Raw genomic sequence first — 26,572 nt, 5'->3', positions numbered from 1 at the left:
CCCCCCCCCCCCCCCCCCCCCCCCCCCCCCCCCCCCCCCCCCCCCCCCCCCCCCCCCCCCCCCCCCCCCCCCCCCCCCCCCCCCCCCCCCGTGCCGCGGGCGCGCCGGTCAGCCCTCCAGGGACGTCATGACGTGCTTGATGCGGGTGTAGTCCTCGAAGCCGTAGGCGGAGAGGTCCTTGCCGTAGCCGGACTTCTTGAAGCCGCCGTGCGGCATCTCGGCGACCAGCGGGATGTGGGTGTTGATCCACACGCAGCCGAAGTCGAGGTTCTTGGACATCCGCATGGCGCGGGCGTGGTCCTTGGTCCACACCGAGGAGGCGAGCGCGTACTCGACGCCGTTGGCGTACGCGACGGCCTGCTCCTCGTCGGTGAAGGACTGGACGGTGATGACGGGCCCGAAGACCTCGTTCTGGATGATCTCGTCGTCCTGCCGGAGGCCGGAGACGACGGTCGCGGCGTAGAAGTAGCCCTTGTCGCCGACCCGGTGGCCGCCCGCCTCGACCTTGGCGTGGGCGGGCAGGCGCTCGATGAAGCCGCTGACCTGCTTGAGCTGGTTGGCGTTGTTGAGCGGGCCGTACGCCACGTCCTCGTCGTCCGGCCGCCCGGTCCTCGTGCCGGCGGCGGCCTCGGCGAGCGCGGTGACGAACGCGTCGTGGATCGACTCGTGGACCAGGACGCGGGTGGCGGCCGTGCAGTCCTGGCCGGCGTTGAAGTACCCGGCCTCCGCGATGCCCGCGACGGCCTTGGCGATGTCGGTGTCCTCGAAGACCACGACGGGCGCCTTGCCGCCCAGCTCCAGGTGGACGCGCTTGACGTCCTTGGCGGCGGACTCGGCGACCTGCGTCCCGGCCCGCACCGAACCGGTGATGGAGGCCATCGCCGGGATCGGGTGCTCGACCATCGCGCGCCCGGTGTCCCGGTCTCCGCACAGGACGTTGAAGACGCCCTTGGGCAGGATCTGCCCCATGATCTCGGCCATCAGCACGGTCGACGCCGGGGTGGTGTCGGACGGCTTGAGGACGACCGTGTTGCCCGCGGCGAGGGCCGGGGCGAACTTCCACACCGCCATCATCATCGGGTAGTTCCACGGCGCGACCTGGGCGCAGACGCCGACCGGCTCGCGGCGGACGATGGAGGTCAGGCCCTCCATGTACTCGCCGGCCGAGCGGCCCTCCAGCAGCCGGGCGGCCCCCGCGAAGAAGCGGATCTGGTCCACCATCGGCGGGAGCTCCTCGCTGCGGGTGAGCCCGAGCGGCTTGCCGGTGTTCTCCGACTCTGCCGCGATCAGGTCCTCGGCGCGCTCCTCGAAGGCGTCGGCGATCTTCAGCAGGGCCTTCTGGCGCTCGGCGGGCGTGGTGTCCCGCCAGGCGGGGAACGCGGCGGCGGCGGCCTCCATCGCGGCGTCGACGTCGGCCTGTCCGGAGAGCGGCGAGGTCGCGTAGACCTCTTCGGTCACCGGGTCGACCACGTCGATGGTCCGCCCGTCCGCGGCGTCCCGGAACTCCCCGTTGATGTAGTTGCGCAGACGGCGCACCTCGGTGGTCACAACCACCCCTCCTGTCGGCTGTCCGATGGGTGAGACGTCCACCCTAATCGCTCCGGCGACGCTTTCGACATACCCGCCAGGCCCGAACTGCGGATTCAGTCAGATCAGCCCCTCCGGACAACGAATTTCATCGAACTGGGGTTGCAGGACAGTCGAGGAGCGGTGCACAGTGGACGGGTGGCCAGTCGTAGCGCAGACCCCAGGACCGGGAACGGATCACCGCCGGCGGTCGATGCCGTCTCCCTCGCGATCATCGAGCAGCTCCAGCAGGACGGCCGGCGCCCCTACGCCGCGATCGGCAAGGCGGTCGGCCTCTCCGAGGCGGCCGTGCGCCAGCGCGTGCAGAAACTGCTGGACCAGGGCGTGATGCAGATCGTCGCCGTCACGGACCCGCTCACCGTGGGGTTCCGGCGCCAGGCGATGGTCGGCATCAACGTCGAGGGCGACCTCGAACCGGTGGCCGAGGCCCTGTCGGCCATGGACGAGTGCGAGTACGTGGTGATGACCGCGGGCTCCTTCGACCTGATGGTGGAGATCGTCTGCGAGGACGACGACCACCTGCTGGAGATGATCTCCCAACGCATCCGGACCCTCCCCGGCGTGCGCTCCACCGAGAGCTTCGTCTACCTCAAGCTCAAGAAGCAGACCTACATGTGGGGAACCCGATAGCCGTGAGCAAGGACCTCAGCCGAACCGCGTACGACCACCTGTGGATGCACTTCACCCGCATGTCGGACTACGAGAACGCGCCCGTGCCCACCATCGTGCGCGGCGAGGGGACGTACATCTACGACGACCGGGGCAAGCGGTACCTGGACGGCCTCTCCGGCCTCTTCGTGGTCAACGCCGGCCACGGCCGGCACGAGCTGGCCGAGACCGCGTACAAGCAGGCCCAGGAGCTGTCCTTCTTCCCGATCTGGTCCTACGCCCACCCCAAGGCGGTCGAGCTGGCCGAGCGCCTGGCCCACCACGCGCCGGGCGACCTCGACAAGGTCTTCTTCACCACCGGCGGCGGCGAGGCCGTCGAGACCGCCTGGAAGCTGGCCAAGCAGTACTTCAAGCTCCAGGGCAAGCCGACGAAGTACAAGGTCGTCTCCCGCGCGGTCGCCTACCACGGCACCCCGCAGGGCGCGCTGTCCATCACCGGGCTGCCGGCCCTGAAGGCCCCCTTCGAGCCGCTGGTCCCCGGCGCGCACAAGGTGCCGAACACCAACATCTACCGGGCTGCGCTGTTCGGCGACGACCCGATGGCGTTCGGCCGCTGGGCCGCCGACCAGATCGAGCAGGAGATCCTCTTCGAGGGCCCGGACACCGTCGCGGCCGTCTTCCTGGAGCCCGTGCAGAACGCGGGCGGCTGCTTCCCGCCGCCGCCCGGCTACTTCCAGCGGGTCCGCGAGATCTGCGACCGGTACGACGTCCTGCTCGTCTCCGACGAGGTCATCTGCGCCTTCGGCCGACTCGGCACGATCTTCGCCTGCGACAAGTTCGACTACGTGCCGGACATGATCACCTGCGCCAAGGGCATGACCTCGGGGTACTCCCCGATCGGCGCGTGCGTCGTCTCGAACCGGATCGCGGAGCCGTTCTACCGGGGCGGCAACACCTTCCTGCACGGCTACACCTTCGGCGGCCACCCGGTCTCCGCCGCGGTGGGCCTGGCCAACCTCGACATCTTCGAGCGCGAGAACCTCACCCAGCACGTCCTGGACAACGAGCACGCCTTCCGGAGCACGCTGGAGAAGCTGCACGACCTGCCGATCGTCGGCGACGTGCGCGGCAACGGGTACTTCTACGGCATCGAGCTGGTCAAGGACAAGGCCACCAAGGAGACGTTCACCGACGAGGAGACCGAGCGCGTCCTGTACGGCTTCCTCTCCAAGGCGCTGTACGACAACGGCCTGTACTGCCGGGCCGACGACCGCGGCGACCCGGTCATCCAGCTCGCCCCGCCGCTGATCTCGGACCAGTCGACGTTCGACGAGATCGAGGGCATCCTGCGGACCGTGCTGACGGAGGCCTGGACGAAGCTCTGACCGCCCGGACGGCCCCGTCCAGGGGGCCCGTCCCCCGCCGTCCGCCCGGCCCGGAAGCACCCGTTCGAGTGGGAAGGGGCGCATCCGGGCCGCGTGCCGTGCGCCCACCCCGGTCCGGCTCTCTACGGTGCCCAGTGACCCATCGGCCGCGTCCTCGTTCCCCCGTACGGGGGAACCGGAACTCCGACCTGAACCGAGGTGTACGCCATGGTGGCCCCGCCGGACAACGACGTGATCTGGGCGCGCTCCCTGCACCACTCCCACAACGGATCGCCCGGTCTCGGCGGTGTCTCCCTCGGGGTCCGGGACGCGGAGATCCTGGCCGTGACCGGTCCGCGCGGCAGCGGCAAGACCACCCTGCTGCACTGCCTGTCGGGCCGGCTGGTCCCCCAGGAGGGGGAGGTGTGGTTCAACAGCGTGCCCGTCCACACCATGGCCCCGCGGGCCCGCGAGCGGCTGCGGCGGGAGCGCTTCGGCTGGATCGCCTCCGACCCGGAGCTGGTCGGGGAGCTGACCGTCCGGGAGAACACGGCGCTGCCCCTGCTGCTGCGCGGGCAGTCGCACCGGGACGCCAAGAAGGCCGCCGCCGAGTGGCTGGAGCGCCTGGACATCGACGCCTTCGCCACGAAGCGGCCGCACGCCCTGTCCCAGGCGCAGCGCCAGCGCGTCTCCGTGGCGCGGGCACTGGCCGGCGGGCCGACCGTGGTCTTCGCCGACGAGCCCACCGCGACACTGCACCGCGCGGACCGCGCCCACGTGCTGCGCACCCTGACCACCGCGGCCCGCTCCCACGGCATCACCGTGGTCCTGGCCACCCACGACGCCGAGGTCGCCGCGGTCGCCGACCGGGCCTTCGCGCTGCTGGACGGCCGCCCCGTCGCGTCCGCCCGGTCGGCGGAACCCGAAGCGGAGGGGCGCGCGGCGTGCTCGCTCTCCGTCTAGCCCGCGGCTCCCGCCCCCTCGCCCTGGTCCGGCGGCTGCTCGTCGCCGCCGCGTCGGCCGGCGTCGGCTTCCTCTTCCTCTGCACGCTCGGGCACGCCTCCGCGCATCCGGCGCAGCCCACCGGCTCCGTGACCCGTCTGCTGTGGTGCTTCGTCCCGCTGGCCGCGACCGTGCAGTTCGCCGCCTCGGCGGCGCGCACGGACCCCGGCGCCCGGTCCGGTCCGGGCCTCGCCGCAGCGGGGCTCGGCCCGGCGCGGCTCTCCCTGCTGGCCGCGGTCTCCACCGCCGTCTCCGCCGCGCTCGGCTCCGCGGTGGCCCTGCTCCTCTTCCTCCACCTGCGCGGCGATCTGACCGGGACACCGTTCGACGGCGGTGCGGCGCGACTCCTCGGTGCGGGCAGCCCCCTGCCGCTCGCCGCCGCGCTGACGCTGCTGGCGCTGACGCCGGCCGCCTCGGCCGCGGCGAGCGCGCTGGCGGCCCGGTCGCGGCCGGATCCGGCGGGGGACGTCTTCGGCCCGAAGGAGCTGCCGGCCCCCGCTCCCGCGCCGACCGGACTGCCCTGGGGGGTGGCGCTGGTGGCCGCCGGGCTCGCGGTCGAGACGTACGCCTCCCGGCAGGGCGCGGGGCACGCCTTCCCGCTGCCCGGCCGGTTCGACTCCACCCCGGCGGCCGTGCTGGCCGGGTGGACGCTCACCGCGATCGGCCTCGCCGCGGCCGGTCCGGGGCTGACCCATCTGTGCGGGCGGGCGCTGCAGGCGGTGCGCCCCGGCGCGGTACGGCTGCTGGCGGGGCGGGTCCTGATGGCCGAGGCGCGCCGGATCGGCCGCCCGCTCGGGGTCGTCTGCGCGGTGTTCTCCGCGGCGATCGCCGCCTCGGCGCTGTACGGGGGCGGCGGCGACCGCCCGTACGGCCCGCTCACCGCGCTCGGCGCGGCGCTGGTCCTGGGGTGTACGACGGCGACGCTGCTGACCTCGGCCCTGGAGGCCCGGCACGCCCGCGCCCGCACCGCCGAGGCGCTGCTCGGGATGGGCGCCCCGGCCGCCGCGCTGCGGGCCGCCTCGGTGGTGCGGGCGGGGGCGCTGCTGGCCCTGTTCACCCCGGTGACCTGGGCGGTCGCGGAGCTGGCGGCGCTGCCGCTGTCGCCCTGACCCCACGGCCCCCGCGGGTAAGGGGTGGGTGGCCAGGCGGGCGGCCAGCGCGTCGAGAAAGGACTCCCAGCCGTCCTCCGCCGCCGCGTACTGCTCGGGGGTGAGGTTGCCGCCGCGCTGCTGGAAGGCCAGCTCGGTGGTCCCGTCCCCCAGGTCGGTGAACGCGACGGTGACGACCTCCCCCTCGGCGTCCTCGGGCGCGGAGGCGTCCTTCAGCGTGAAGACCAGCCCGTCGGGCTCGCTGACCTCGCGGTACACCCCGTGGAACGGCATCTCGACGCCGGGCAGGACCATGACGAGGCTCCACGCGCCGCCGGGGCGCACGTCCATCGCCACCCGGTCCGGGGGGACGTCGGCCTCCCCTCCGTACCAGGCCGCGAAGTCCTCCGGCGACGTCCAGGCCGCGAAGACCCGCCGCCGCGGGGCGTTCAGCACGCGGATGAGGTCGATGCCCTCGCGGGCGCCACCGGTCATGGCCACCGTCCCTGCCGTCGTACGCGGAGCCGTACGGCCTCCGACTCCCTGCCCCTCCAGCTTGCCGGGCCCGCGGCGCGCTGTCGCGGCGCGGGGCGGTGGCGTTCACCCGGCGGCCAGCACCACCGTCTCCGCCGCGTCGAAGCGGACGCCGACGACCGCGCCCTCCTCCGGGGTCTCCCGCAGCGCGCACTCCGCCTCCAGCACCGGGGCGTTTGCGGGCGCCAGGCGGACGGTGACGCGGTCGCCGCGGAAGGTGCGCACGCCGACCGTGCAGCGCAGCCCGTGCGTCGGGTCACCGATCAGGACCCCGGCGGGCCGGACCAGCAGATCGACCTCGCCCTGCGGGGAGCCCGCGGGCACCGGCACCTCCCCCCAGGCGGTCGCGGCGGTCCGCCCGGTCACCAGCGCCCCGGTGACGTTGTCGAAGCCGAGGAACCGGGCGACGAACGCGGAGGACGGGCGCTGCCAGACGTCCAGCGGGGCGCCCTCCTGGGCGATCCGGCCGTCCCGCATGACGACGACCCGGTCCGCCAGCGCGAACGCCTCGCCCTGGTCGTGGGTGACGGCGAGCACCGTCGTACCCAGCTCCCGGAAGAGCGTGCGCAGTTCGACGACGAGCCGTTCGCGCAGGCTGCGGTCGAGCTGGCCGAGCGGCTCGTCCAGCATCAGGAGCCGGGGGCGCGGGGCGAGGGCGCGGGCCAGGGCGACGCGCTGCTGCTCACCGCCCGAGAGGGCCGCGACGGCGCGGCGCTCGGCGCCGGGCAGGCCCACCAGCTCCAGCAGTTCGCCGACCCGGCGCTGGGCCTCGGCGCGTCCGACCCCGTGCATCCGCAGCCCGAACGCCACGTTCGCCCCGACGTCGCGGTGCGGGAAGAGCTGGTGGTCCTGGAACATCAGGCCGAGCCCGCGCCGGTGCACCGGGACGCCCGCCTGGTCCCGGCCCGCCAGGAGCACCCGGCCGCCGTCCATCGGCTGGAGTCCGGCGACGGCCCGCAGCAGCGTGGACTTCCCGCTGCCGCTCGGCCCCAGCACGCAGACGATCCGGTGGTCGGCCACCTCCAGGTCCACCGCGTCCAGCGCCGTCCGCCCCCCGAACCGTACGGTGGCCGCTTCCACGCTCAGCATCCGCTCAACTCCCCTGCCATCGTTCAGAACTCCCCGGACCGGTCGGTGCGGACGCGTTCGAGGAGCAGCAGCGACACCGCGCACACCAGCATCAGGATCGTGCTGAGCGCCATCGCCTGCCCGTAGTTCAGCTCCCCGGACCGGCCCAGCAGCCGGGCCACCGCGACCGGCAGGGTCGGGTTGTCGGGCCGGGCGATGAAGACCGTCGCGCCGAACTCCCCGAGCGAGACGGCGAACGCGAACCCGGCGGCGACCAGCAGCGCCCGCCGCACCAGGGGCAGGTCGACCTCCCGCCAGGCCCGGAGCGGGGAGGCCCCGAGCACGGCGGCGGCCTCCCGCAGCCGGTCGTCGACCGCGCGCAGCACGGGCAGCATGGTCCGTACGACGAAGGGGACGCCGACCAGCGCCTGGGCCAGCGGGACCAGCAGCCAGGAGGTCCGCAGGTCCAGGGGCGGGCTGTCCAGCGTGATCAGGAAGCCGAAGCCGACGGTGACGGCGGAGACCCCGAGCGGCAGCATCAGCAGCGCGTCGAAGCCGCGGACCAGCCGCCCCGCCCGCCGGGTCAGGGCCGCGGCCGCCAGGCCGCCGACGACGAGGGCGATGAGCGTCGCGACGAGCGCGTACCGCAGGGAGTTCCCGACGGCCTCCAGCGGGGGCACCAGGAAGGTGGAGCCGCCGGACCCGGCCGAGCGCAGGGCCTCGTAGTAGCCGAGGCCGTAGCCGCCCGGCCCGTCGAACGACCGCTCCACCAGCACCCCGAGCGGCAGCAGGATCAGCAGCAGCGCGGTCAGCAGGACGCCGCCGAGCAGGGCCCACTGCCCGCCGCCGCGCGGCCTGCGCGCGGTCTGCGCCGGGTCGACCAGCTTCAGGGCGCCCTCCCGGCGGCGCACCGTCGCGGCGTGCGCGGCGAGGATCGCGCCGACGGCGGCGAACTGCACCAGGGTCAGCACGGCGGCCGTGGGCAGGTCGAGCAGGTGCGCGGTCTGCCGGTAGATCTCCACCTCCAGGGTGGAGTACGCCGGTCCGCCGAGGATCTGGACCACGCCGAAGGAGGTGAAGGTGAAGAGGAAGACCATCAGCGCGGCGGCGGCGACCGCCGGGGCGAGCGCGGGCAGGGTCACCCGGCGGAAGGCGGTGAGCCGTCCGGCGCCGAGCACACGGGCGGCCTCCTCCTGGCGCGGATCCAGTTGGGACCAGAGCCCGCCGACCGTCCGCACGACCACGGCGTAGTTGAAGAAGACGTGGGCCAGCAGGATCGCCCACACGGTCGTGTCGAGGCGGACGCCCCACAGCTCGTCGAGGAGCCCGCCGCGTCCGAGCAGCGCCAGGAACGCGGTGCCGACGACGACGGTGGGCAGCACGAACGGCACCGTGACGACCGCCCGCAGCACCTGCCTGCCCGGGAAGTCGAAGCGGGCGAAGACGTACGCGCCGGGCAGGGCGATCAGCAGGGTGAGCGCGGTCGAGGCGAGGGCCTGCCAGGTGGTGAACCAGAGGGCGTCGAGGATCTCGGGGCGGGTCAGCACCTCGCCGATCCGCCCGAACCGCCACGCGCCCCCGTCCCTGAGCCCGCGGCCGACGATCGCGGTCACGGGGTAGGCGAAGAACACCCCGAAGAACGCGGCGGGCACGGCCATCAGGCCGAGCCGGACCGCGGCCCCGCGCCGCCCGCCGCCGGGCCGGGGCCCTACTTCACGACGAGCGAGTGCCACGACCGGACCCACTGCTCGCGGTTGGCGGCGATCTTCTCGGGCGCGACGGTGGCGGGCTTCTCCACGCTCTGGCCGAACCGGGTGAACAGCTCGGGGAGCTTCGCGTCCGTGACGACCGGGTTCACGAACATGTTCAGCGGCATGTCCTCCTGGAAGGCCGTGCCGACCAGGAAGTCCAGCAGCGCCTTGCCGCCCGCCTCGTTCTTCGCCCCGGTGAGCAGGCCGGCGTACTCCGTCTGCCGGAAGCAGGTGCCGGTGGCGACCCCGGTGGGGGCCTCCTTCGGCCGCGGGTCGGCGTACAGGACCTCGACGGGCGGGCTGGAGGCGTAGGAGACGACCAGCGGCCGGTCGGCCCCGGCCTTCCTGCCGCCGGCGGAACCGGAGAACTCCTCGTTGTACGCCTGCTCCCAGCCGTCGACGACCTTGACGCCGTTGGCCTTCAGCTTCTTCCAGTACGCCTGGTAGCCGTCCTCGCCCTGGGTGGCGACGGTGCCGAGGAGGAAGCCGAGGCCGGGCGAGGAGCTCGCGGCGTTCTCGGTGACGAGGAGGTTCCTGTACGCGGGCTTCACCAGGTCCTCGAAGGTGCGCGGCGGCGCGAGCTTCCGGTCGGCGAAGTACTTCTTGTCGTAGTTGACGCAGATGTCGCCGGTGTCGACGGGCGTCACCCGGTGCTCGCCGTCCTGCTGGACCCCCCGCGCCACCCGGTCCAGGCCCTTGGCCTCGTACGCGGTGAACAGCCCGTTGTCGAGGGCGCGGGAGAGCAGGGTGTTGTCGACGCCGAAGAAGACGTCGCCGCGCGGGGATCCCTTGGTCAGGATCTCCTGGTTGAGCGCCGCCCCGGCGTCGCCGCTCTTGAGGACCTTGACGGTGTAGCCGCTCTCCTGGGTGAACGCCTTGAGCACGGCGGGCGAGGCGTTGAAGGAGTCGTGGGTGACCAGGGTCACGGTCCGGGAGCCGCCGCCCCCGGAGTCGTCGGCGCTCTGGCAGCCGGCGAGGACGCCGGCGCCGAGGGCGGCGGCGAGCGCGGTGGCCGCGTACTTCGCGGTGGTGTTCATGTGGTTCCTCCTGGGGGTGGCCAGGAAGAGACGCGGCCCTGCCCGCCCCCGGCGTACCGGAAGCGGGCAGGGCGCAACAGCTTGAGTATGGTCCGAACTTCCTACCCGGAATGACCCGGGCGAGGTTCAGAGGGTCTGCGGCCGACCTGTCACCGGTGCCGCACTCTCAGCGCTGTGGCGCTCCCCTGTCGGAATATGCAGTTGGTTCCGGCCCAGGCTACACCGGCGGTTTTCGGCCCGGCCCGGAGGCCGCCGGGACCTCAGCGCCCGGAGGCCGCCGGGACCTCAGCGCCCGGAGGCCGCCGGGACCTCAGCGCCCGGAGGCCGCCGGGACCTCAGCGCTCGGAGGCCGCCAACTGCCCGCAGGCGCCGTCGATCTCCTGGCCGCGGGTGTCCCGGACGGTGACGGGCACGCCGTGGGCCGCGATGGCCTCGACGAACGCCCGCTCGTCCTCGGGGCGCGAGGCGGTCCACCGGGAGCCGGGCGTGGGGTTCAGCGGGATCAGGTTGACGTGCACCCGCTTGCCCTTGAGCAGCCTGCCGAGCAGGTCGCCGCGCCACGCCTGGTCGTTGATGTCGCGGATCAGGGCGTACTCGATGGAGATCCGGCGGCCCGACTTCTCCGCGTACTCCCAGGCGGCGTCCAGCACCTCGCGGACGTTCCACCGCGTGTTGACGGGGACCAGGGTGTCGCGCAGCTCGTCGTCGGGGGCGTGCAGCGAGACGGCGAGGCGGCACTTGAAGCCCTCGTCGGCGAAGCGCAGCATGGCCGGGACGAGGCCCACGGTGGAGACGGTGATCCCGCGCTGCGAGAGGCCGAGCCCGTCCGGCTCCGGGTCGGTGAGCCGGCGGATGGCCCCGACCACGCGGTTGTAGTTGGCGAGCGGCTCGCCCATGCCCATGAAGACGATGTTGGACAGCCGCGCGGGGCCGCCCGGCACCTCTCCGTCGCGCAGGGCCCGCATCCCGTCGACGATCTGGTGCACGATCTCGGCGGTCGACAGGTTCCGGTCGAGCCCGGCCTGCCCGGTGGCGCAGAAGGGGCAGTTCATCCCGCAGCCGGCCTGCGAGGAGATGCACATGGTGACGCGCTCCGGGTAGCGCATCAGGACCGACTCGACGAGCGTCCCGTCGTGCAGCTTCCACAGCGTCTTGCGCGTCGTGTCGTCGTCGCAACTGATGTGGCGGACCACGGACATCAGCTCGGGGAACAGCGCCTCGGCGAGCTTCTCCCGCGACCCGGCGGGAATGTTGGTCCACTGGGACGGGTCGTGCGCGTACCGCGCGAAGTAGTGCTGCGAGAGCTGCTGGGCGCGGAACGGCTTCTCGCCGGTCGCGGCGACCGCTTCCTTGCGCTCGGCGGGCGTGAGGTCGGCGAGGTGCCGCGGGGGCTTCTTGGCTCCGCGGGGCGCGACGAAAGTGAGTTCTCCGGGCTTAGGCATGGTTCTTCCAGTGTCGCAGACAGACGAACAAGGGCCCGCCGCCCTGGGGACGACGAGCCCTCGTACGAGGAAAGTGCAGGTGGGAAGGGGTTCGGGCGGTCAGCCCGAGCCGACGAACAGCACCATCAGCAGCCAGACCACCGGCGCGGTCGGCAGCAGCGAGTCCAGCCGGTCCATGATGCCGCCGTGGCCGGGGAGCAGCGTCCCCATGTCCTTGATCCCCAGGTCCCGCTTGATCATGGATTCGCCGAGGTCGCCGAGGGTGGCGCTGGCCGCGACCGCGAGGCCGAGGAGCAGCCCCTGCCACCAGGCGCCGCCGTCGATCAGGAACTCCATGCACAGCGCGCCGGCGGCCATGGCGAAGCCGACCGCGCCGAGCAGGCCCTCGCGCGTCTTGCCGGGGCTGATGCGGGGGGCGAGCTTGTGCTTGCCGAAGCGCCAGCCGACCGCGTACGCCCCGGTGTCGCTGACCACGGTGAGGACGAGGAAGGTCAGGACCCGCCACGAACCGTCGTCCGCCGCCAGCATCAGGGCGACGAAGGTGGCCAGGAACGGCACGTAGAACACGGCGAAGACGCCGGCCGTGACGTCCTTGAGATAGCCGTCGGGCGGTTGCGTCATCCGCCAGACGAGGACCGCCAGGGCGGTCAGGGCCGTGGCGACCCACGCGCCCTCGGCGCCCCGCGCGTAACCGGCGACGACCATGGCGACGCCGCCGACGGCCAGCGGGACGAGGGGCGCGTCGACGCCCTTGCGCTCCCGCAGGCGCGAGGCCAGCTCCCACAGGCCGACGACGACCGCGACCGCTATCACGCCGACGAAGGCGGCCTTCACGATGAACAGCGAGGCGACGATGACGGTGCCGAGGCCCAGGGCGACCCCTATGGCGGCGCGCAGGTCGCGCCCCGCCCGCTTCTTCTGCGGCGGGGGCGGCAGCGGGGCGGACCTGGGCTCCCGCGGCGGCTCGTCACGGAACAGGGGGCCGCCGAGGTGGGCGGCGCCCCTGTCCGGATCGTCGCGGCTCTCTCCGTCTCTACCTGCGTCGGGACCGTCCGGCACGTTGGGCATGGGCCGAGTCTGGTGGGCATCATGCACATCGTGGGCAGGACCCGCCGGGGCAGCCCTCATCTCGGGCGTGCCCCAGTAGCCCGCTCCTTGCGGGGCGCCCCAGGAAGAGTCGTTCATCAGACTTCGAGCAGCTCGGCTTCCTTGTGCTTGAGCAGCTCGTCCACCTGCGCGACGTACTTCGCGGTGGTGTCGTCGAGCTCCTTCTCGGCGCGGCGCACCTCGTCCTCGCCGGACTCCTTGTCCTTGACGAGCTTGTCGAGGGTCTCCTTGGCCTTGCGGCGGATGGAGCGGATCGAGATCTTGGAGTCCTCGGCCTTGGTCTTGGCGACCTTGATGTACTCCTTGCGGCGGTCCTGCGTCAGCTCGGGAAAGGTCACCCGGATGATGTTGCCGTCGTTGCTCGGGTTGACGCCGAGGTCGGAGTCGCGGATCGCCTGCTCGATGTTGCGCAGCGCGCTCTTGTCGAACGGCGTCACGACCGCCATCCGCGCCTCGGGAACCGAGAACGAGGCGAGCTGGTTGATCGGGGTCAGCGCGCCGTAGTAGTCGGCGACGATCTTGTTGAACATCGCCGGGTGCGCGCGGCCGGTGCGGATCGCGGCGAAGTCCTCTTTCGCGACGACAACCGCCTTCTCCATCTTCTCCTCGGCCTCGAGGAGGATTTCTTCGATCACCACGTGCTCCTGCGTTTCTCGGGTGGGCCCGGCATCGTCATCGTCGGGCCCGCGGGTCCTGCGTCGCGTCCTCACCTGCACGGTGTCCGACCGGCAGGCCGTTGTCCATCCTGGGGGGCCGTCAGGCCCGGTCGCTCCGGTCGCTCACGAGCGTGCCGATCCTCTCACCCTTGACGGCGCGGGCGATATTGCCCTCCGCGGTCAGCTCGAAGACGAGGATCGGGAGCTGGTTGTCGCGGCACAGCGTGATGGCGGTGGCGTCGGCGACCCTCAGATCGCGGGCGATCACCTCGCCGTACTCCAGGGCGTCGAACTTCACCGCGCCGGGGTTGGACTTCGGGTCGGAGTCGTAGACCCCGTCCACGCCGTTCTTCCCCATCAGCAGCGCCTCGGCGTCGATCTCCAGGGCGCGCTGGGCGGCGGTGGTGTCGGTGGAGAAGTACGGCATTCCCATGCCGGCGCCGAAGATCACCACGCGCCCCTTCTCCAGGTGCCGCACGGCGCGCAGGGGGATGTACGGCTCGGCGACCTGGCCCATGGTGATGGCGGTCTGAACGCGCGAGTCGATGCCCTCCTTCTCCAGGAAGTCCTGGAGGGCCAGGCAGTTCATGACGGTGCCGAGCATCCCCATGTAGTCGGACCGGGCCCGGTCCATGCCGCGCTGCTGGAGCTCGGCGCCGCGGAAGAAGTTTCCTCCGCCGATGACGACCGCGATCTGGGCGCCGTCGCGTACGACGGCGGCGATCTCGCGGGCGATGGTGTGCACGACGTCGGGGTCGACGCCGAGGCCGCCGCCGCCGGCGAATGCCTCACCGGAGAGCTTCAGCATGAAGCGGCCGGAGCCCTTGTCGTCGTCGCGCTGGTGGTCGGCCTGCATGGCGCCCGCGCCCTTGTCCATGGAAATTCTCCTCGTGCACATACGAAGAAGGCCATTGCCGGTGGGTCTGGTGTCCCTACAGCGGCAATGGCCTCCTCGTCAGATCTGCGGTCGTCCGGCACGGGTGCGGCCGTCGACTGCACCAGACCCTATCGGGGTCCAGCGTTTGTTCACGGACGGACTCAGATGCCGACCTTGATGCGCGAGAAGCGCTTCAGGGTGACGCCGGCCTCGTCCAGGACCTTCTGGACGGACTTCTTGGCGTCCAGCGCGTAGGGCTGGCCGAGGAGGGTGGCCTCCTTGAAGAAGCCGTTGACGCGACCCTCGACGATCTTCGGGAGCGCGGCCTCCGGCTTGCCCTCGGCGCGCGTGGTCTCCTCGGCGACGCGGCGCTCGGCCTCGACGACCTCGGCCGGGACGTCCTCGCGGGACAGGTACTTCGGGGCGAACGCGGCGATGTGCTGCGCGATGCCCTTGGCCAGCTCGGCGTCGGCCTTGTCCAGCTCGACCATGACGCCGATCTGCGGGGGCAGGTCGGGCATGGTGCGGTGCATGTACACGCCGACGTAGGCGCCGGTGAACTGCGCGAAGCGGTCCAGGACGATCTTCTCGCCCAGGTTGGCGTTGGCCTCGTCGACGTACGCCTGGACGGTCTTGCCGGCCTCGATCTCGGAGGCGAGCAGCGCCTGGAGGTCGGCCGGGGAGGTCGCGGCGACGTGGGCGGCCAGCGTGTTGGCGACGTCCTGGAACTTCTCGCCCTTGGCGACGAAGTCCGTCTCGCACTTCAGCTCCAGCAGAACGCCGGTCGTCTCGTCCTCGGAGATGAGGGAGACGACGGCGCCGTTCTCGGCAGAGCGGCCCTCGCGCTTGGCGACGCCCTTCTGGCCCTTGATACGGAGCGCCTCGACGGCCTTGTCGACGTTGCCGTCGGCCTCGTCGAGCGCCTTCTTGCAGTCCATCATGCCGGCGCCGGTGAGCTCGCGGAGCTTCTTGACGTCAGCGGCGGTGTAGTTCGCCATGAGTCTGGTGTCTCTCTCGAAGTCTGAAAGATCTACGGATGAACGGCGGGGGGCGGCGCTTGTGGCGCCGACCCCCGCCGTCAGCGGACGTGACGGACGTCAGGCCTGCTGGGCGTCCGCGTCGGCGGCCGGAGCCTCGGCCTCGGCGACGGCCTCGGCGGGCTGCTCGGCGTCGGCGACCTTCTCGGTCTCGGCGGAGGTCTGGACCTCGGCCTCAGCCGCGGTCTCGTCCTTCTTGTCGCCTTCCAGCAGGTCGCGCTCCCACTCGGCGAGGGGCTCGCCGGCGGCCTTCTCGCCCGGCTTCGAGTCGCCGGTCGCGGCGCCGGAACGGGCGATGAGGCCCTCGGCGACGGCGTCGGCGATCACGCGGGTGAGCAGGGTGACGGAGCGGATCGCGTCGTCGTTGCCCGGAATCTTGTAGTCGACCTCGTCGGGGTCGCAGTTGGTGTCGAGGATCGCGACGACCGGGATGTGGAGCTTGCGCGCCTCACCGACGGCGATGTGCTCCTTCTTGGTGTCGACGATCCAGACGGCGCTGGGCACCTTCTGCATCTCGCGGATACCACCGAGGGTCTTCTCCAGCTTGGCCTTCTCGCGCGAGAGGACCAGGAGCTCCTTCTTGGTGAGGCCGGAGGCGGCCACGTCCTCGAAGTCGATGAGCTCGAGCTCCTTCAGACGCTGAAGGCGCTTGTAGACGGTGGAGAAGTTGGTGAGCATTCCGCCGAGCCAACGCTGGTTGACGTACGGCATACCCACGCGCGTCGCCTGCTCGGCGATGGCCTCCTGGGCCTGCTTCTTCGTACCCACGAACATGATGGAGCCGCCGTGGGCGACGGTCTCCTTGACGAACTCGTAGGCGCGGTCGATGTACGACAGCGACTGGAGCAGGTCGATGATGTAGATGCCGTTGCGCTCGGTGAAGATGAAACGCTTCATCTTCGGGTTCCAGCGACGGGTCTGGTGACCGAAGTGGACGCCGCTTTCCAGCAGCTCCCGCATCGTGACGACGGCCATGGCCGTACTCCTTGAGGTGCTCGGTTGTCGCGACCGCAGGATTGCGGTCACGCCTGACGCCCCGACGCGCCGTGCCACGAGGGACCGAGGGGCGCGGCCACCGTCCGCGAAGAGGGAGGTGGAGGGGCGTGCGAAGTCGACCCGGTGACCCGGATCGCCACAAGAAGTGTACGGGACCCGCCGGGTGCCGGGTGACGGCGATGTCCACAACCGGCGGGTAGTCCACAGGAACGGCCCCCGATCCCCGGAATCCCGGCTTCCGGGCCATCGTGGCGGACATGCGCACCCCACCCGGCGGCCTCCGCCGCACCCGCGTTCCCCGCCCGCTCCGCCCGCCGTCCGCCGTGCCGCCGCGCCCCGCGCCGGTGCTGCTCCTGGTCGGGCTGGTGGCGCTGTTCCTGGCCGGGTGGCCGGCGCTGAGCGGGTTCGCGGCGCCGCCCGGCGCGGTGGCGCACCGGTCCCCTGCCGCCTTCCCGGTCCCGTCCGCCCTCCTGCGCGCGGAAGGGGCCGTGGACGGGGAGCGGCACGCGGGCGGGGACGAGGGCGGAAAGCCGGGCTCGGATGCGGGCGGGGACGCGGGCGGGGAGTGGGACGCGGGCTCAGGTGGGGACAGCGGCGGGGAGCCAGGCTCGGGTGGGGACGCCGGTCGTCGGAGCTGGCCGCTGGCGGGGAGACCGCCGGTGTTACGGGGGTGGGAGCCGCCCGCCGGCCCGTACGGGCCCGGCCACCGCGGCGTCGACCTGGCGGCGGACGCGGGGGCGCGGGTGCTGGCGGCCGCCGGGGGCCGGGTCCTCTTCGCGGGGCGGGTGGCGGGACGCGGGGTGCTGGCCGTCGAGGTGGACGGCAGTGGCTCGCCCCCGCTGCGCACGACGTACGAACCGGTGCGGGCGCTGGTCGAGAAGGGCGAGCGCGTGCGGGCGGGGCAGCCGGTCGGGGTGCTGGAGGACGGGCTATTCCACTGCGCGGCGAGCTGCCTGCACTGGGGGCTGCGGCGCGGCGACGCCTATCTGGACCCGCTCTCCCTCTTGCCGCCCGCACTGCTCCGGAGAGGCCCGTCGCGCCTGCTGCCGGTACTCGGAGTACCGGAGCCGGACGCCCCGGCCGAGGCGTGGAGGCCGTGAGGGGGCGGTGCGTGCAAGGGGGCGGGAGGGCCTGGAGTGGGGCGGTCTGGAGTGGGACGGTTGGGGGGAGGCGAGAGCGATGGCGGACGGAGACCGAGGGGCGGAGCCGATCAGCCGGGGGTGGGGGCACTCGGGCGGGACGGCGAGGAACCGGCGGCGCGGCACCCGGACCGGGTCAGCCGCTGACCCCGCGCAGCACCATCGCGACGGCGGTGTCCGCGATGACGCCCGGTTCCTCCGCGACGCCCAGCTCGATACGGCGCACGGCCGCGTCGACCGACCCCTGGAGGAGCATCGCGGCGAGCCTCGGCTGCGGGTGCCCGAGGTCGCCCAGGGCATCGACGATCATGGCGATCAGCCCGCCGTGCGCGGCCCGGATCTTCTCGCGGGCCCCGGCGTCCAGTTCGCTCGCCGAGATCGCGACGACCGCCCGGTGGCGGCGGTCCCGCACGAGGTCGAGCTGCCGGCGCACGTACGCCTCGACCTTCGCCTCAGGGGTCTCGGCCAGCCGCATCGCGTTCTCGACCTCGGCCGCCCAGACGGGGAAGTCGACGGCGCACAGCTCCTCGACGACCGCGGCGCGCGAGCGGAAGTACTCGTACACGGAGGACCGGGCGAGGCCCGTGCGCTCGGCGAGTGCGGGGAAGGTCAGCGCCTCCGTACCGCCCTCGGACAGCAGGGAGCGCGCGGCGTCCAGGAGGGCGCCGCGCTGCATGGTCCGGTGCTCGGCCACGGAGGCCGCTCGAATCCTGGGCACGCCTCCACTCTACGGCGGCGGCGGGCCGGGGAAAGGGCACGGCCTCGGTTCGGGTGAACGCCTCCGGCACGCCGGACGCTCCCCCGCGCCGGTGCGGTGCGACCTCCCGCCCCGGCAGGCCCTCGCGGCGGTCCGGCCCGTCGCACGGGGCCTCAGCGGCCCGCGTCGGCGAGCTTCGCCCGCAGTTGCAGCACGGACTTGGTGTGGATCTGGCTGACCCGGCTCTCCGTGACCCCGAGGACGTTGCCGATCTCCGCCAGGGTCAGCCCCTCGTAGTAGTAGAGGGTCACGACCGTCTTCTCCCGGTCCGGGAGGGTGTTGATGGCGCGGGCGAGCAGCCGTCTCAGCTCGCGGTCCTCGGCGACCTCCACCGGGTCGTCGGCGGCGGTGTCCTCCAGCGTGTCCATCAGGCTCAGCCGGTCGCCGCCCTCCCCGCCCACGTGCAGCAGCTCCTCCAGGGCCACCACGTTGGCCAGCGACAACTGGCTGAAGACGGCGTGCAGTTCCTCCAGCGCGACGCCCATCTCCGAGGCGACCTCGGCCTCCGAGGGCGTACGCCGCAGCCGCGCCTCCAGCGTGGCGTAGGCGCGCTCCACGTTCCGCGCCTTCTGCCGCACGGAGCGGGGGATCCAGTCCAGGGCCCGGAGTTCGTCGATCATCGCGCCGCGGATTCTGGTGATCGCGTACGTCTCGAACTTGATGGCCCGCTCGATGTCGAACTTCTCGATGGCGTCGATCAGCCCGAAGACCCCGGAGGAGACGAAGTCGGCCTGCTCGACGTTGGACGGCAGCCCCACGCTCACCCGGCCCGCGACGTACTTGACCAGCGGCGAGTAGTGCAGGATCAACTGCTCCCGCAGCCGCTCGTCGCCCGTGGCCTTGTACGAGCGCCACAGTTCGTCGAGCGAGGAGGGGGCGGGGGGGCGCACAGTGCCACGCGCAACCGGTGGTACTGCCGCGCGGTCAGACCCGGAGGTGTGCTGGGGCATGTGGTGCCTTGAGCCGTTCTGCCGTGAAGTGCCGGGGGACTTGTCTCGGGGGCGGGATCATCGTGAGCGTAGCGTGACCGCGACGTCGCAGTCCGCGCAGGACGGCAGTTCCGTGCCGCATGATCACGTACTGCCGCTCACGCTGTCCGCGCCTGCCGGGGACCGGGGCCGCCGCCACGGGCGTCCGCCCCGGACAGGTCACCGATCGATCGTGCGAGGTCATCGGCCTTACCTTTTCACCCGAATGCTCCAGGTCAAGTACCGCCTCGCCGCGCGTCGTCGTTGCGTCCGGGCGGGCGGGTCAACCTCCATCCGTCGCCCTCTCGTTCGACGAACCCCAGTGAGTGCAGTTCGTACAGCCGCCCGAGCGTTTCGTCCGCGGAGGTCCCCGCGCCGCGGGCGAGGTCACGGAGGAGGACGGAGCCGTGGTAGGGGAGGGCGTCGAGGACGCGCGCGGTGGCCGTGTCCAGGTGGTCCCGCGGCAGAACCGGGCCGCGTCTGTCCGGTGCGAGGTCGCCGATGTCCCCGACCAGCTCGACCACTTCGGCCGCGTCGGTGACGAGCACACCCTCCCCGCGCAGCAGTTCGTGGACACCGGCCGACAGCCCGCTGGTGGCCGGGCCGGGGACGCCCATCGCGAAGCGTCCGAGCCGCTGCGCCTGGCGGGCGGTGACCAGCGAGCCGCTGCGGTACTCGGCCTCGACGACGACCGTGCCCCTGGTCAGGGCCGCGATGACGCGGTTGCGCAGGATGAACCTGCTGCGCGTGGGGTGGGCGGAGGGCGGCAACTCGGCCACGATCAGGCCCTGGCGCGCCAGCCGCCCCAGCAACTCGGTGTGTCCGCGCGGGTAGGGCACGTCGACGCCGCAGGCCAGCACCGCCGTGGTCGCCCCACCCGCGGCGAGCGCTCCCCGGTGCGCCGCCCCGTCGACCCCGAAAGCCGCTCCCGAGACCACCACCCAGCCGCGCTCCGCGAGCCCGGAGCCCAGGGTCGCCGCCATGTGGGCCCCGTACGGGGTGCAGGCCCGCGCGCCGACCACCGCGACCGAGCGCAAGGACCACAGCCGCAGGTCCGGCCGCCCGCGCACCCAGAGCCCGACGGGCCGTGCGTCGCCCAGGTCGTCGAGCTGGCTCGGCCACTCCCGGTCCCCCGGACAGACGAAGCGCCCGCCCACGGCCGCCACCGCCTCCAGGTCCGGCCGGGGATCGGCGGCCGCCGCGCGCAGCCGGTAGCCCCCGAGCCGTACGGCGGTCATCCCCGGCAGCCGCTCGGCGGAGCCGTCCTCCTCGGTGAGCCGCCGCATCAACTCCACGGGGCCGATCTCCCTGAGCCAGCGCCCGGCGCGCTCGTCCCCCGGCTCCAGTACGCGGGTCAGGGCCGCCCGAGCCGACCGCTCCCGCTCCCGCTCGTCCTGCGGTTCCGACCGCTGCCCTGGTCGACGCGGCTCCGGTCCGCGCTCCCGGCCCCCCTTCCCCCGCTGCTCCCGGCCCGGCTCCCTCCCGCTCCCCCGCTCACCGCCGGCCTCGGGCCGCGGCTCCACCCGCCGCCCCGGCCCCCCGCCCCGCGGCGGCACCGGCTCCCGCTCGCCGCGTGGCCCCGCGCCACCGGCCGCCCACGCCCGACGCTCCCCACTCTCCCCCTCCGGTCGGTTCACCGCTGCCCCGCCCCCATCGGCGCCCCGCGCTGGATGCCCGTCCGCAGCTCCAGGGCCACGGCCACGTCGGAGGCGTCGGGGCGGTCGGCGGCGCGCAGGTCCGCCACGGTCCAGGCCACCCTCAGCACCCGGTCCAGCCCCCGCGCCGTGAGGATGCCGCGCTCCAGGTCCCGCTCCGCCGCCGCCAGCGCCCCCGGAGCCACGAGCAGCCGGGTCCTCAGCTCATGGCCGGGCACCTCGCTGTTCGTCGTCCACGGGGTGCCGGCCAACCGCTCGGCCGCCCGTGCCCTGGCCTCCCGTACCCGTTGGGCGACGACGGCCGTCGACTCGCCCCTGCCGCCCCGGCCCAGCAGATCCGCGCGGTCGACCGGCTCCACCTCGACCCGCAGGTCCACCCGGTCGAGCAGTGGCCCGGAGAGCCGCGCCTGGTAGCGGCGGACCACCGAGGGCGGGCACTCGCAGCCCGCGCCGGTGAGGGAGTGCCGACCGCAGGGGCACGGATTGGCGGCCAGCACCATCAGGAACCGGGCGGGCAGGCGCACCACCCCCGCCGTCCGCGCGACCACCACATGACCGGACTCCAGGGGTTGGCGGAGCGCGTCGAGGGCCTTCCCCGAGAACTCCGGAGCCTCGTCCAGGAAGAGAACGCCTCGATGGGCCAGGGAGACCGCGCCGGGCCTCGGCATCCCGTTGCCCCCGCCGACCAGGGACTGCATCGTCGCCGAGTGGTGCGGGGCGCAGTAGGGCGCGCGGGAGACGAGCGGTTCACCCGGTGGGAGGAGGCCCGCCACGGAGTGCACCGCCGTCACTTCGAGGGATTCCTGCCGGGTCAGCGGCGGCAGGACGGCGGGCAGCCGCTCGGCCAGCATGGTCTTGCCCGCGCCCGGCGGGCCGGAGAGCAGCAGGTGGTGGCCGCCGGCCGCGGCCACCTCCAGGGCCAGCCTCGGCCGCGGTTGCCCGGCGACGTCCGCCAGGTCCGGCCGGTGCCCCTCGCCCCGCGCGGAGGCCGGGGTGAGCCCCGTGCCGAGGCCCGTGCCGGGGACCAGGAGTCCGGCGAGCATGGCGTCGGGGCGGCCGTGGTCCCCGGCGGGCTCGTCGGGGACCGGCTCGTCGCAGAGGACCGCGATGAGCTGGCGCAGGCTGCGGACGCCGAGGACCGAGACGCCCGGCACCAGGGCCGCCTCCCCCGCCGTCTGTTCGGGGACGACGACCTGCTCGTACCCCGCCTCGGCCGCCGCGAGGACGGCGGGCAGCACACCGCGCACCTGGCGCACCCGGCCGTCCAGGCCCAGCTCGCCGATCATCACCACGTCGGCGATCGACGCGGGGTCGATCCGTTCCGCGGCCCCGAGGACCGCGCACGCCACGGCGATGTCGAAGCCGGAACCGCTCTTGGGCACGGAGGCCGGGGAGAGCCCGACCGTGAGCTTCTTCTGGGGCCACTCGGCTCCGGAGTTGACCACGGCGGCCCGCACCCGGTCCCGGCTCTCGACCAGGCTCTTGTCCGGCAGGCCGACCAGCGTGAACGCCGCGACCCCCGGCTCCAGGTCCGCCTGGACCTCCACCACGACGCCCTCGACGCCCACCAGCGCCACCGAACACGCTCGCGCGAACCCCATCAGGCCACCCCCCGCGCGTGCTCGGTGACGGGCGCCCCGCGCCGGGGCACGATCACCCCGACCAGATCCACGCGGACCCCGCCGGGCGGCGGGCCGCCGTGGCGGTCGAGCCAGATCTCGGCGAGTCTGCGCAACCGGTCCGCCTTCGCCGGGCCCACCGCCGCCATCGGGTGCTCGAACGCGTCCGAGCGGCGGGTCTTCACCTCGCAGACCACCAGGGCGTCCCCGTCCCTGGCCACGATGTCGATCTCGCCGGCGCGACAGCGCCAGTTGCGCTCCACGACGGCCATGCCGGCTTCGGTCAGCAGCCGCGCCGCCAGTTCCTCGCCGTACCGCCCGAGTGCCCCCCGTGCGTTCATGCGGCACCACCTCCGGCACCGACTGTGACGGGGTCGGCCCGAAGATGTGGATCTTGGTGGACAACTCCGCGGATGGGGAAAACCCGGCCACCCGCACGGGTGACCGGGCCTGCCTTCCCATCGCGCACGTACCGGCGGCCGCACCGCGGCCGCGGGATCAGCCTCCCGGAAGTTCCAGATCGCTCTTGTTGAGCTCTTCGATGTTGACGTCCTTGAAGGTCAGCACGCGGACCTGTTTGACGAACCTGGCGGGCCGGTACATGTCCCAGACCCAGGCGTCCGCCATGGACACCTCGAAGAAGACCTCACCCTGGACCGAGTGCACCTGCATCTCGTAGTCGTTGGTGAGGTAGAAGCGCCGTTCGGTCTCGATCACATATTTGAACAGACCGACGACATCGCGGTACTCCCGGTAGAGCTTCAGCTCCATCTCGGTCTCGTACTTCTCGAGGTCCTCGGCGCTCATGGCATGTTTCCCCTTCAGCCGTGCGTGCCCCCATTGTGCGTCACCCCCGGACGCCCCTGGACGATTACACGATTTCGGGGGCCAGGACCAGCGGACGGAGGGGAGGGCCCTCGTCGAGGAGCGTGCGCAGCAGCTCGGCGAGTCTGGTCGGGTACACCGTCTCACGCGTCGCGAGCAGTTCCGCGGAGGTCCACCACCTCTGACCGGCGACAGTGCGCAGCTCCAGCTCGGTGAGGCCCAGCGGGACGGCGTCGGTACGGTCCGTACGGGCCAGGTAGTACCACTCGTCCTGGTCCCAGCGCCGCCCGGCGAACGGGAACGAGCACAGGCGCGTCCAGAGCAGCGGACCCAGCTCGATGTCCGTGATGCCGGTCTCCTCCGCCAGTTCGCGGCGGGCCGCCTGCTCCCGCGTCTCGTCGCCCTCCAGCCCGCCGCCGGGGGTGAACCACCAGGCGTCGGCCGGGTCGTCCGGCTCGTGCCCGTGCAGCAGCAGGACGCGGTCGGCCGGGTCCAGGAGGACCACGCGGGCGACTCTCCGCGCGGCGGAGGTCACCGCGCCCCGCCGGCGCCGGCGGCCGGCCGCCGGCGGGCGAGCCGGGCGGCCACCGGCCCGTACGCCGCCCCGCCCAGGATCAGCGCGACGCCGACCACGATCGCGCCCGACTGGAGGCGTAGCGGGCCCTCCTCGGAGACTCCGCCGGGCAGCGCGGCGAACGCCGCCGGGCGGCCGATCATGCCGTCCATCGGCCAGGCCACCGCGTCCACCCTCGCCCGTACGGCGCTCAGCGGCACGGAGCCCTGCCCGGCGTCCTCCAGATGGACGCGGGAGTCCAGCGAGGTGGCGCGCTCGTCGCCGAGCAGGAAGATCTGCCCTCGGGGCACCTCGGCGGTGAAGTCGCGGGGCGAGGCGGGGGCCGGGCCGCCCCGGCCTGCGGGGCCCCTGTCGAGGTACGGCTCGTCGACGGGGACGCCGTTCACGGTGAGCCGGCCCCCCTCGTCGCAGCAGGCCACCGTGTCGCCGCCGACGCCGACGACCCTCTTGACCATCGGGGTGGCCCCCCACGTCTCGTCGGCGAAGACCACGACGTCGCCGCGGCGGACGTCGGCTCCGTCGACCCGCTCGGCGAGCACCCGGTCGCCGGGGTTCACCGTGGGGGCCATCGAGTCGGTCGGGACCGTGTACGGCTGGTAGACCAGCGCCGCCCAGGCGAAGCCGCCGAGGAAGAGGAGGCAGCCGACGGCCACGGCGAGACCCGACACCGTCGCGCCGAGCCGGCCGCGGCCGTCGTCCCCGTGTTGCGTACCGCTCATCCCAGCGCTCCCCCGTCGGAGATCGACAATCGCTGACCGAGCGGCACCCTACCCGGCGGTACGCCGGGCGGTCAGCCTCCTGCGCCGCCAGAACACGAGGGGCAACGCCCCGGCTACCCCCAGTGCGGCGGGGGCCATGGCCGCGGCCGCGTTCAGACCGGGCTGGTCGAACGTGTCGGGCACCGGGAGGGTCGCCCAGCGGCCCAGGGGCCAGGCGATGACGACGGCCCGGCCGACGACCTCGTCGGTGGAGACCGTGCCCTGTCCCGGAAGCTCCTGGTGGTAGCGGGAGTCCAGGGAGTTCTGCCGGTGGTCGCCCATGACGAAGATCCGGCCGTCGGGCACCTTGAGCGGGCCGAAGGGCTTGTCGTTGCACGGGCTGTTGCCGGGGAAGACGAACGACTTCTCGTCCAGCGACTTGCCGTTGACCGTGACCGGCCCGTTCTCCTTGCACTCGACGGTGTCCCCGCCGACCGCGATGACCCGCTTGATCAGGTCCTTCTCCTCCGAGGAGGGCATCAGCCCGATGAAGCTGAGGAACTTCTGCACCGCGTTGGGCTCCGGGGCCACGGTGTCCTCCAGCCAGCCGCCCGGATCGTGGAAGACCACGACCTCGCCGCGCTCCGGCTCCGAGCCGAACCACGGGGTCAGCTTGTCGACCAGCACCCGGTCGCCCCGCTGCAGCGTGTTCTGCATGGAGTCCGAGGGGATCGAGAACGCCTGGACCAAGAATGTCTTGATCAGCAGCGCCAGGACCAGGGCGATGCCGATGAGCAACGGCAGCTCCACCCAGAAGGAACGATGCCTCCGGGGCGCCGGGCCGCTGCCGTCAGGAGACGCGGCGTCCCCCTCGGGCCCGCTCGCCGCTCCTGCCGCGGGGGACTCGTCGCGCCCCGGCCGGTCCTCGGGTTCGTCGTGTCCGGATCGTGCGCCGACCGCCAAATCCCCCACATCCACTCCTCAATACGTGCCACTGCCCGCGCCCGATCCGGCGCAGGCCCACCACATCCCATAACGAGCGGGAGTTCCGCAGGGGTCGGGAGCCGGACCATTCCCTGGCGATCCGGAGGTGCCACACTATTCGACCCGGCCGGTGCCGCGGCCCCCGCTCCGGGCGCGTCCGGGACCGCGGAGAAGGCCTCGCGCTCCCCCAGCGTGCTCCCGTGCCCGAGGGGCCGGGCGATCACCACGGCCCGTCCCGCGATGCCGTCCTCCAGGACCGTACCCCGGTCCGGGCCGTCGAGGTGGAAGCGGGAGTCGGCGGAGTCGGACCGGTGGTCCCCATCACGAACACCCGGCCGGGGGGCGCCTCCGCCGCGGGCGCGTCGGGGCCCGGAGCCCGGCGCGGGCGCACGCGGTCACCCATGCGCCCCGCCGGGCGGCCGTACGCCCGCGAAGGCGGCGGTCCCCTCCAGCGAGCCGAGCCGGGCCGGCGGCCAGCCCAGCCAGTCGACCCGGCCGGTCACCCGCTCGACGGGGACCATCCCGCCGCCGGGCGATCCGAGGCGGTCGCGGGAGTCGCTGGAGCGGCTGCGGTGGTCGCCCATCATCCACAGCGTGCCCGCGGGCACGACGATGTCGAACGGGGCCCGCGAGGCGGTGTCGCCGGGGTACAGGTATCGCTCGTCCACGACCGTGCCGTTCACCTTGAGCCGCCCCCCGGCGTCGCAGCAGACGACGTGGTCGCCGCCCACGCCCACCACCCGCTTCACGAAGTCGGTGTCGGCGGGCTCCGCGAGGCCCAGGGAGGCCGCGGCCCCCCGCAGGAGCCCGGTCACCGGGTCGGCGTCGAGGTCCTCCCGCACGAAGGAGCCCGCGCCGTCGAAGACGACCACGTCACCGCGGCGGGGCTGGGAGCCGAAACGGTACGCCAGCTTGTTGACGAGGACCCGGTCGCCGACCTGGAGCGTGGGCTCCATCGAGCCGCTGGGGATCAGGAAGGGCTGGACGACGAAGGTGCTCAGGAGCAGCAGCACGACGGCGCACGCGGTCGACGCGGCGAGGACCCGCCGCCATGACCGCTCGGAGCCGGTGCGCTCGCGCCTACGCGAGGAGCGGGGGGGGGGGGGGGGGGGGGGGGGGAGGGGGGGGGGGGGGGGGGGGGGGGGGGGGGGGGGGGCTTCCTTTTTGGGGCGTGCGTGGTGTGTTCTCCTGCGGCGAC

At 73.2% G+C, this 26,572-nt stretch carries 25 protein-coding genes and 2 pseudogenes; 5 read left to right on the top strand and 22 right to left on the bottom strand.

The features are described from left to right. Positions 1–108: 108 nt before the first annotated feature. A complete protein-coding gene (locus ACZ6EJ_RS19060; protein ID WP_469268461.1) occupies positions 109–1,548 on the bottom strand; it encodes a gamma-aminobutyraldehyde dehydrogenase in 1,440 nt (479 codons plus the stop codon). 177 nt (positions 1,549–1,725) lie between these two features. On the opposite strand from ACZ6EJ_RS19060, the gene ACZ6EJ_RS19055 reads away from it, so the two are divergent. The 4 genes from ACZ6EJ_RS19055 to ACZ6EJ_RS19040 all read left to right on the top strand — a co-directional run bounded on the left by ACZ6EJ_RS19055 (position 1,726) and on the right by ACZ6EJ_RS19040 (position 5,671). Continuing rightward, a complete protein-coding gene (locus ACZ6EJ_RS19055) occupies positions 1,726–2,217 on the top strand; it encodes an Lrp/AsnC family transcriptional regulator (protein ID WP_469268459.1) in 492 nt (163 codons plus the stop codon). Then, a complete protein-coding gene (locus ACZ6EJ_RS19050) occupies positions 2,202–3,581 on the top strand; it encodes an aspartate aminotransferase family protein (protein WP_469268458.1) in 1,380 nt (459 codons plus the stop codon). Before ACZ6EJ_RS19055 ends, ACZ6EJ_RS19050 begins: the two co-directional genes overlap by 16 nt. A 207-nt stretch (positions 3,582–3,788) precedes the next feature. Beyond that, entirely contained in the window at positions 3,789–4,523 is a 735-nt protein-coding gene (locus tag ACZ6EJ_RS19045) for an ABC transporter ATP-binding protein (protein ID WP_469268456.1), read from the top strand. Then, positions 4,505–5,671 carry a hypothetical protein gene (locus ACZ6EJ_RS19040; RefSeq protein ID WP_469268455.1) on the top strand — a complete coding sequence of 389 codons (1,167 nt, stop codon included), beginning with the start codon at positions 4,505–4,507 and terminating at the stop codon, positions 5,669–5,671. The genes ACZ6EJ_RS19045 and ACZ6EJ_RS19040 overlap by 19 nt, the downstream gene beginning before the upstream one ends. 21 nt (positions 5,672–5,692) lie before the next feature. Here the strand turns inward: ACZ6EJ_RS19040 and ACZ6EJ_RS19035 are convergent. The 10 genes and pseudogenes from ACZ6EJ_RS19035 to rpsB all read right to left on the bottom strand — a co-directional run. Next, positions 5,693–6,145 (bottom strand): annotated as a pseudogene (locus ACZ6EJ_RS19035) (SRPBCC family protein); the annotation flags it as partial. A gap of 105 nt (positions 6,146–6,250) precedes the next feature. After that, the gene (locus tag ACZ6EJ_RS19030; protein WP_469268454.1) at positions 6,251–7,273 is read right to left on the bottom strand and encodes an ABC transporter ATP-binding protein; all 1,023 of its coding nucleotides are present in this window, start codon (positions 7,271–7,273) and stop codon (positions 6,251–6,253) included. A 23-nt stretch (positions 7,274–7,296) separates the two neighbouring features. After that, a complete protein-coding gene (locus ACZ6EJ_RS19025) occupies positions 7,297–8,910 on the bottom strand; it encodes an ABC transporter permease (protein ID WP_469268469.1) in 1,614 nt (537 codons plus the stop codon). 50 nt (positions 8,911–8,960) lie between these two features. Further along, positions 8,961–10,040, bottom strand: a complete 1,080-nt coding sequence (locus ACZ6EJ_RS19020) for a thiamine ABC transporter substrate-binding protein (protein ID WP_469268452.1) — start codon at positions 10,038–10,040, stop codon at positions 8,961–8,963. A gap of 335 nt (positions 10,041–10,375) precedes the next feature. Continuing rightward, positions 10,376–11,482: a dual-specificity RNA methyltransferase RlmN gene (gene rlmN, locus ACZ6EJ_RS19015; protein WP_469268450.1), complete on the bottom strand. Its 1,107-nt coding sequence runs from the start codon at positions 11,480–11,482 to the stop codon at positions 10,376–10,378. 99 nt (positions 11,483–11,581) lie between these two features. After that, positions 11,582–12,667 carry a phosphatidate cytidylyltransferase gene (locus tag ACZ6EJ_RS19010; RefSeq protein ID WP_469268449.1) on the bottom strand — a complete coding sequence of 362 codons (1,086 nt, stop codon included), beginning with the start codon at positions 12,665–12,667 and terminating at the stop codon, positions 11,582–11,584. Then, positions 12,667–13,224 (bottom strand): ribosome recycling factor, encoded by a 558-nt coding sequence (frr, locus tag ACZ6EJ_RS19005; protein WP_003965937.1) that lies wholly within the window; start codon positions 13,222–13,224, stop codon positions 12,667–12,669. The genes ACZ6EJ_RS19010 and frr overlap by 1 nt, the downstream gene beginning before the upstream one ends. A gap of 121 nt (positions 13,225–13,345) precedes the next feature. After that, complete coding sequence (gene pyrH, locus ACZ6EJ_RS19000; RefSeq protein WP_469268448.1) at positions 13,346–14,122, bottom strand: UMP kinase; 777 nt, start codon at positions 14,120–14,122, stop codon at positions 13,346–13,348. Positions 14,123–14,283: 161 nt separating this feature from the next. Continuing rightward, the gene (gene tsf / locus ACZ6EJ_RS18995; protein WP_469268446.1) at positions 14,284–15,120 is read right to left on the bottom strand and encodes a translation elongation factor Ts; all 837 of its coding nucleotides are present in this window, start codon (positions 15,118–15,120) and stop codon (positions 14,284–14,286) included. Between the two features lie 99 nt (positions 15,121–15,219). Then, positions 15,220–16,134 (bottom strand): 30S ribosomal protein S2, encoded by a 915-nt coding sequence (rpsB, locus tag ACZ6EJ_RS18990; RefSeq protein WP_469268444.1) that lies wholly within the window; start codon positions 16,132–16,134, stop codon positions 15,220–15,222. Between the two features lie 278 nt (positions 16,135–16,412). Between rpsB and ACZ6EJ_RS18985 the strand changes: the two genes are divergently transcribed. Continuing rightward, on the top strand, positions 16,413–17,255 hold the full coding sequence (locus tag ACZ6EJ_RS18985) for a murein hydrolase activator EnvC family protein (RefSeq protein WP_469268443.1): 843 nt from the start codon (positions 16,413–16,415) through the stop codon (positions 17,253–17,255). A gap of 175 nt (positions 17,256–17,430) precedes the next feature. On the opposite strand, the gene ACZ6EJ_RS18980 is transcribed toward ACZ6EJ_RS18985, so the two are convergent. The 11 genes and pseudogenes from ACZ6EJ_RS18980 to lepB (ACZ6EJ_RS18930) all read right to left on the bottom strand — a co-directional run bounded on the left by ACZ6EJ_RS18980 (position 17,431) and on the right by lepB (ACZ6EJ_RS18930) (position 26,387). Next, positions 17,431–17,988: a TetR/AcrR family transcriptional regulator gene (locus tag ACZ6EJ_RS18980; protein WP_469268467.1), complete on the bottom strand. Its 558-nt coding sequence runs from the start codon at positions 17,986–17,988 to the stop codon at positions 17,431–17,433. 176 nt (positions 17,989–18,164) lie between these two features. Continuing rightward, positions 18,165–19,001 (bottom strand): RNA polymerase sigma factor WhiG, encoded by an 837-nt coding sequence (whiG, locus tag ACZ6EJ_RS18975; RefSeq protein ID WP_469268441.1) that lies wholly within the window; start codon positions 18,999–19,001, stop codon positions 18,165–18,167. A gap of 254 nt (positions 19,002–19,255) precedes the next feature. Further along, positions 19,256–20,377 (bottom strand): DNA-processing protein DprA, encoded by a 1,122-nt coding sequence (gene dprA, locus ACZ6EJ_RS18970; RefSeq protein WP_469268465.1) that lies wholly within the window; start codon positions 20,375–20,377, stop codon positions 19,256–19,258. A gap of 275 nt (positions 20,378–20,652) precedes the next feature. Beyond that, positions 20,653–22,275 carry a YifB family Mg chelatase-like AAA ATPase gene (locus tag ACZ6EJ_RS18965; RefSeq protein ID WP_469268440.1) on the bottom strand — a complete coding sequence of 541 codons (1,623 nt, stop codon included), beginning with the start codon at positions 22,273–22,275 and terminating at the stop codon, positions 20,653–20,655. Continuing rightward, on the bottom strand, positions 22,275–22,634 hold the full coding sequence (locus ACZ6EJ_RS18960; protein ID WP_469268438.1) for a YraN family protein: 360 nt from the start codon (positions 22,632–22,634) through the stop codon (positions 22,275–22,277). Before ACZ6EJ_RS18960 ends, ACZ6EJ_RS18965 begins: the two co-directional genes overlap by 1 nt. 157 nt (positions 22,635–22,791) lie before the next feature. Further along, positions 22,792–23,100 carry a DUF2469 domain-containing protein gene (locus ACZ6EJ_RS18955; protein WP_003965949.1) on the bottom strand — a complete coding sequence of 103 codons (309 nt, stop codon included), beginning with the start codon at positions 23,098–23,100 and terminating at the stop codon, positions 22,792–22,794. A gap of 64 nt (positions 23,101–23,164) precedes the next feature. Continuing rightward, positions 23,165–23,653: an NUDIX hydrolase gene (locus ACZ6EJ_RS18950; RefSeq protein ID WP_469268436.1), complete on the bottom strand. Its 489-nt coding sequence runs from the start codon at positions 23,651–23,653 to the stop codon at positions 23,165–23,167. Continuing rightward, positions 23,650–24,411, bottom strand: coding sequence for a signal peptidase I (gene lepB / locus ACZ6EJ_RS18945; protein ID WP_469268435.1), 762 nt, complete (start codon positions 24,409–24,411; stop codon positions 23,650–23,652). Before lepB (ACZ6EJ_RS18945) ends, ACZ6EJ_RS18950 begins: the two co-directional genes overlap by 4 nt. Positions 24,412–24,459: 48 nt before the next feature. Then, on the bottom strand, positions 24,460–25,353 hold the full coding sequence (gene lepB / locus ACZ6EJ_RS18940) for a signal peptidase I (RefSeq protein WP_469268463.1): 894 nt from the start codon (positions 25,351–25,353) through the stop codon (positions 24,460–24,462). Beyond that, a pseudogene (locus ACZ6EJ_RS18935) lies at positions 25,241–25,717 on the bottom strand (S26 family signal peptidase); the annotation flags it as partial. The gene lepB (ACZ6EJ_RS18940) and the pseudogene ACZ6EJ_RS18935, both read right to left, overlap by 113 nt. 52 nt (positions 25,718–25,769) lie before the next feature. Next, positions 25,770–26,387 (bottom strand): signal peptidase I, encoded by a 618-nt coding sequence (gene lepB / locus ACZ6EJ_RS18930; protein WP_469268433.1) that lies wholly within the window; start codon positions 26,385–26,387, stop codon positions 25,770–25,772. Between the last annotated feature and the right edge of the window lie 185 nt (positions 26,388–26,572).

It is taken from the genome of Streptomyces sp. NPDC041970 (genome assembly GCF_055588985.1).
The sequence above is the reverse complement of the archived record's forward strand: the minus strand, read 5'-3'. Positions and strand labels throughout refer to the sequence as shown.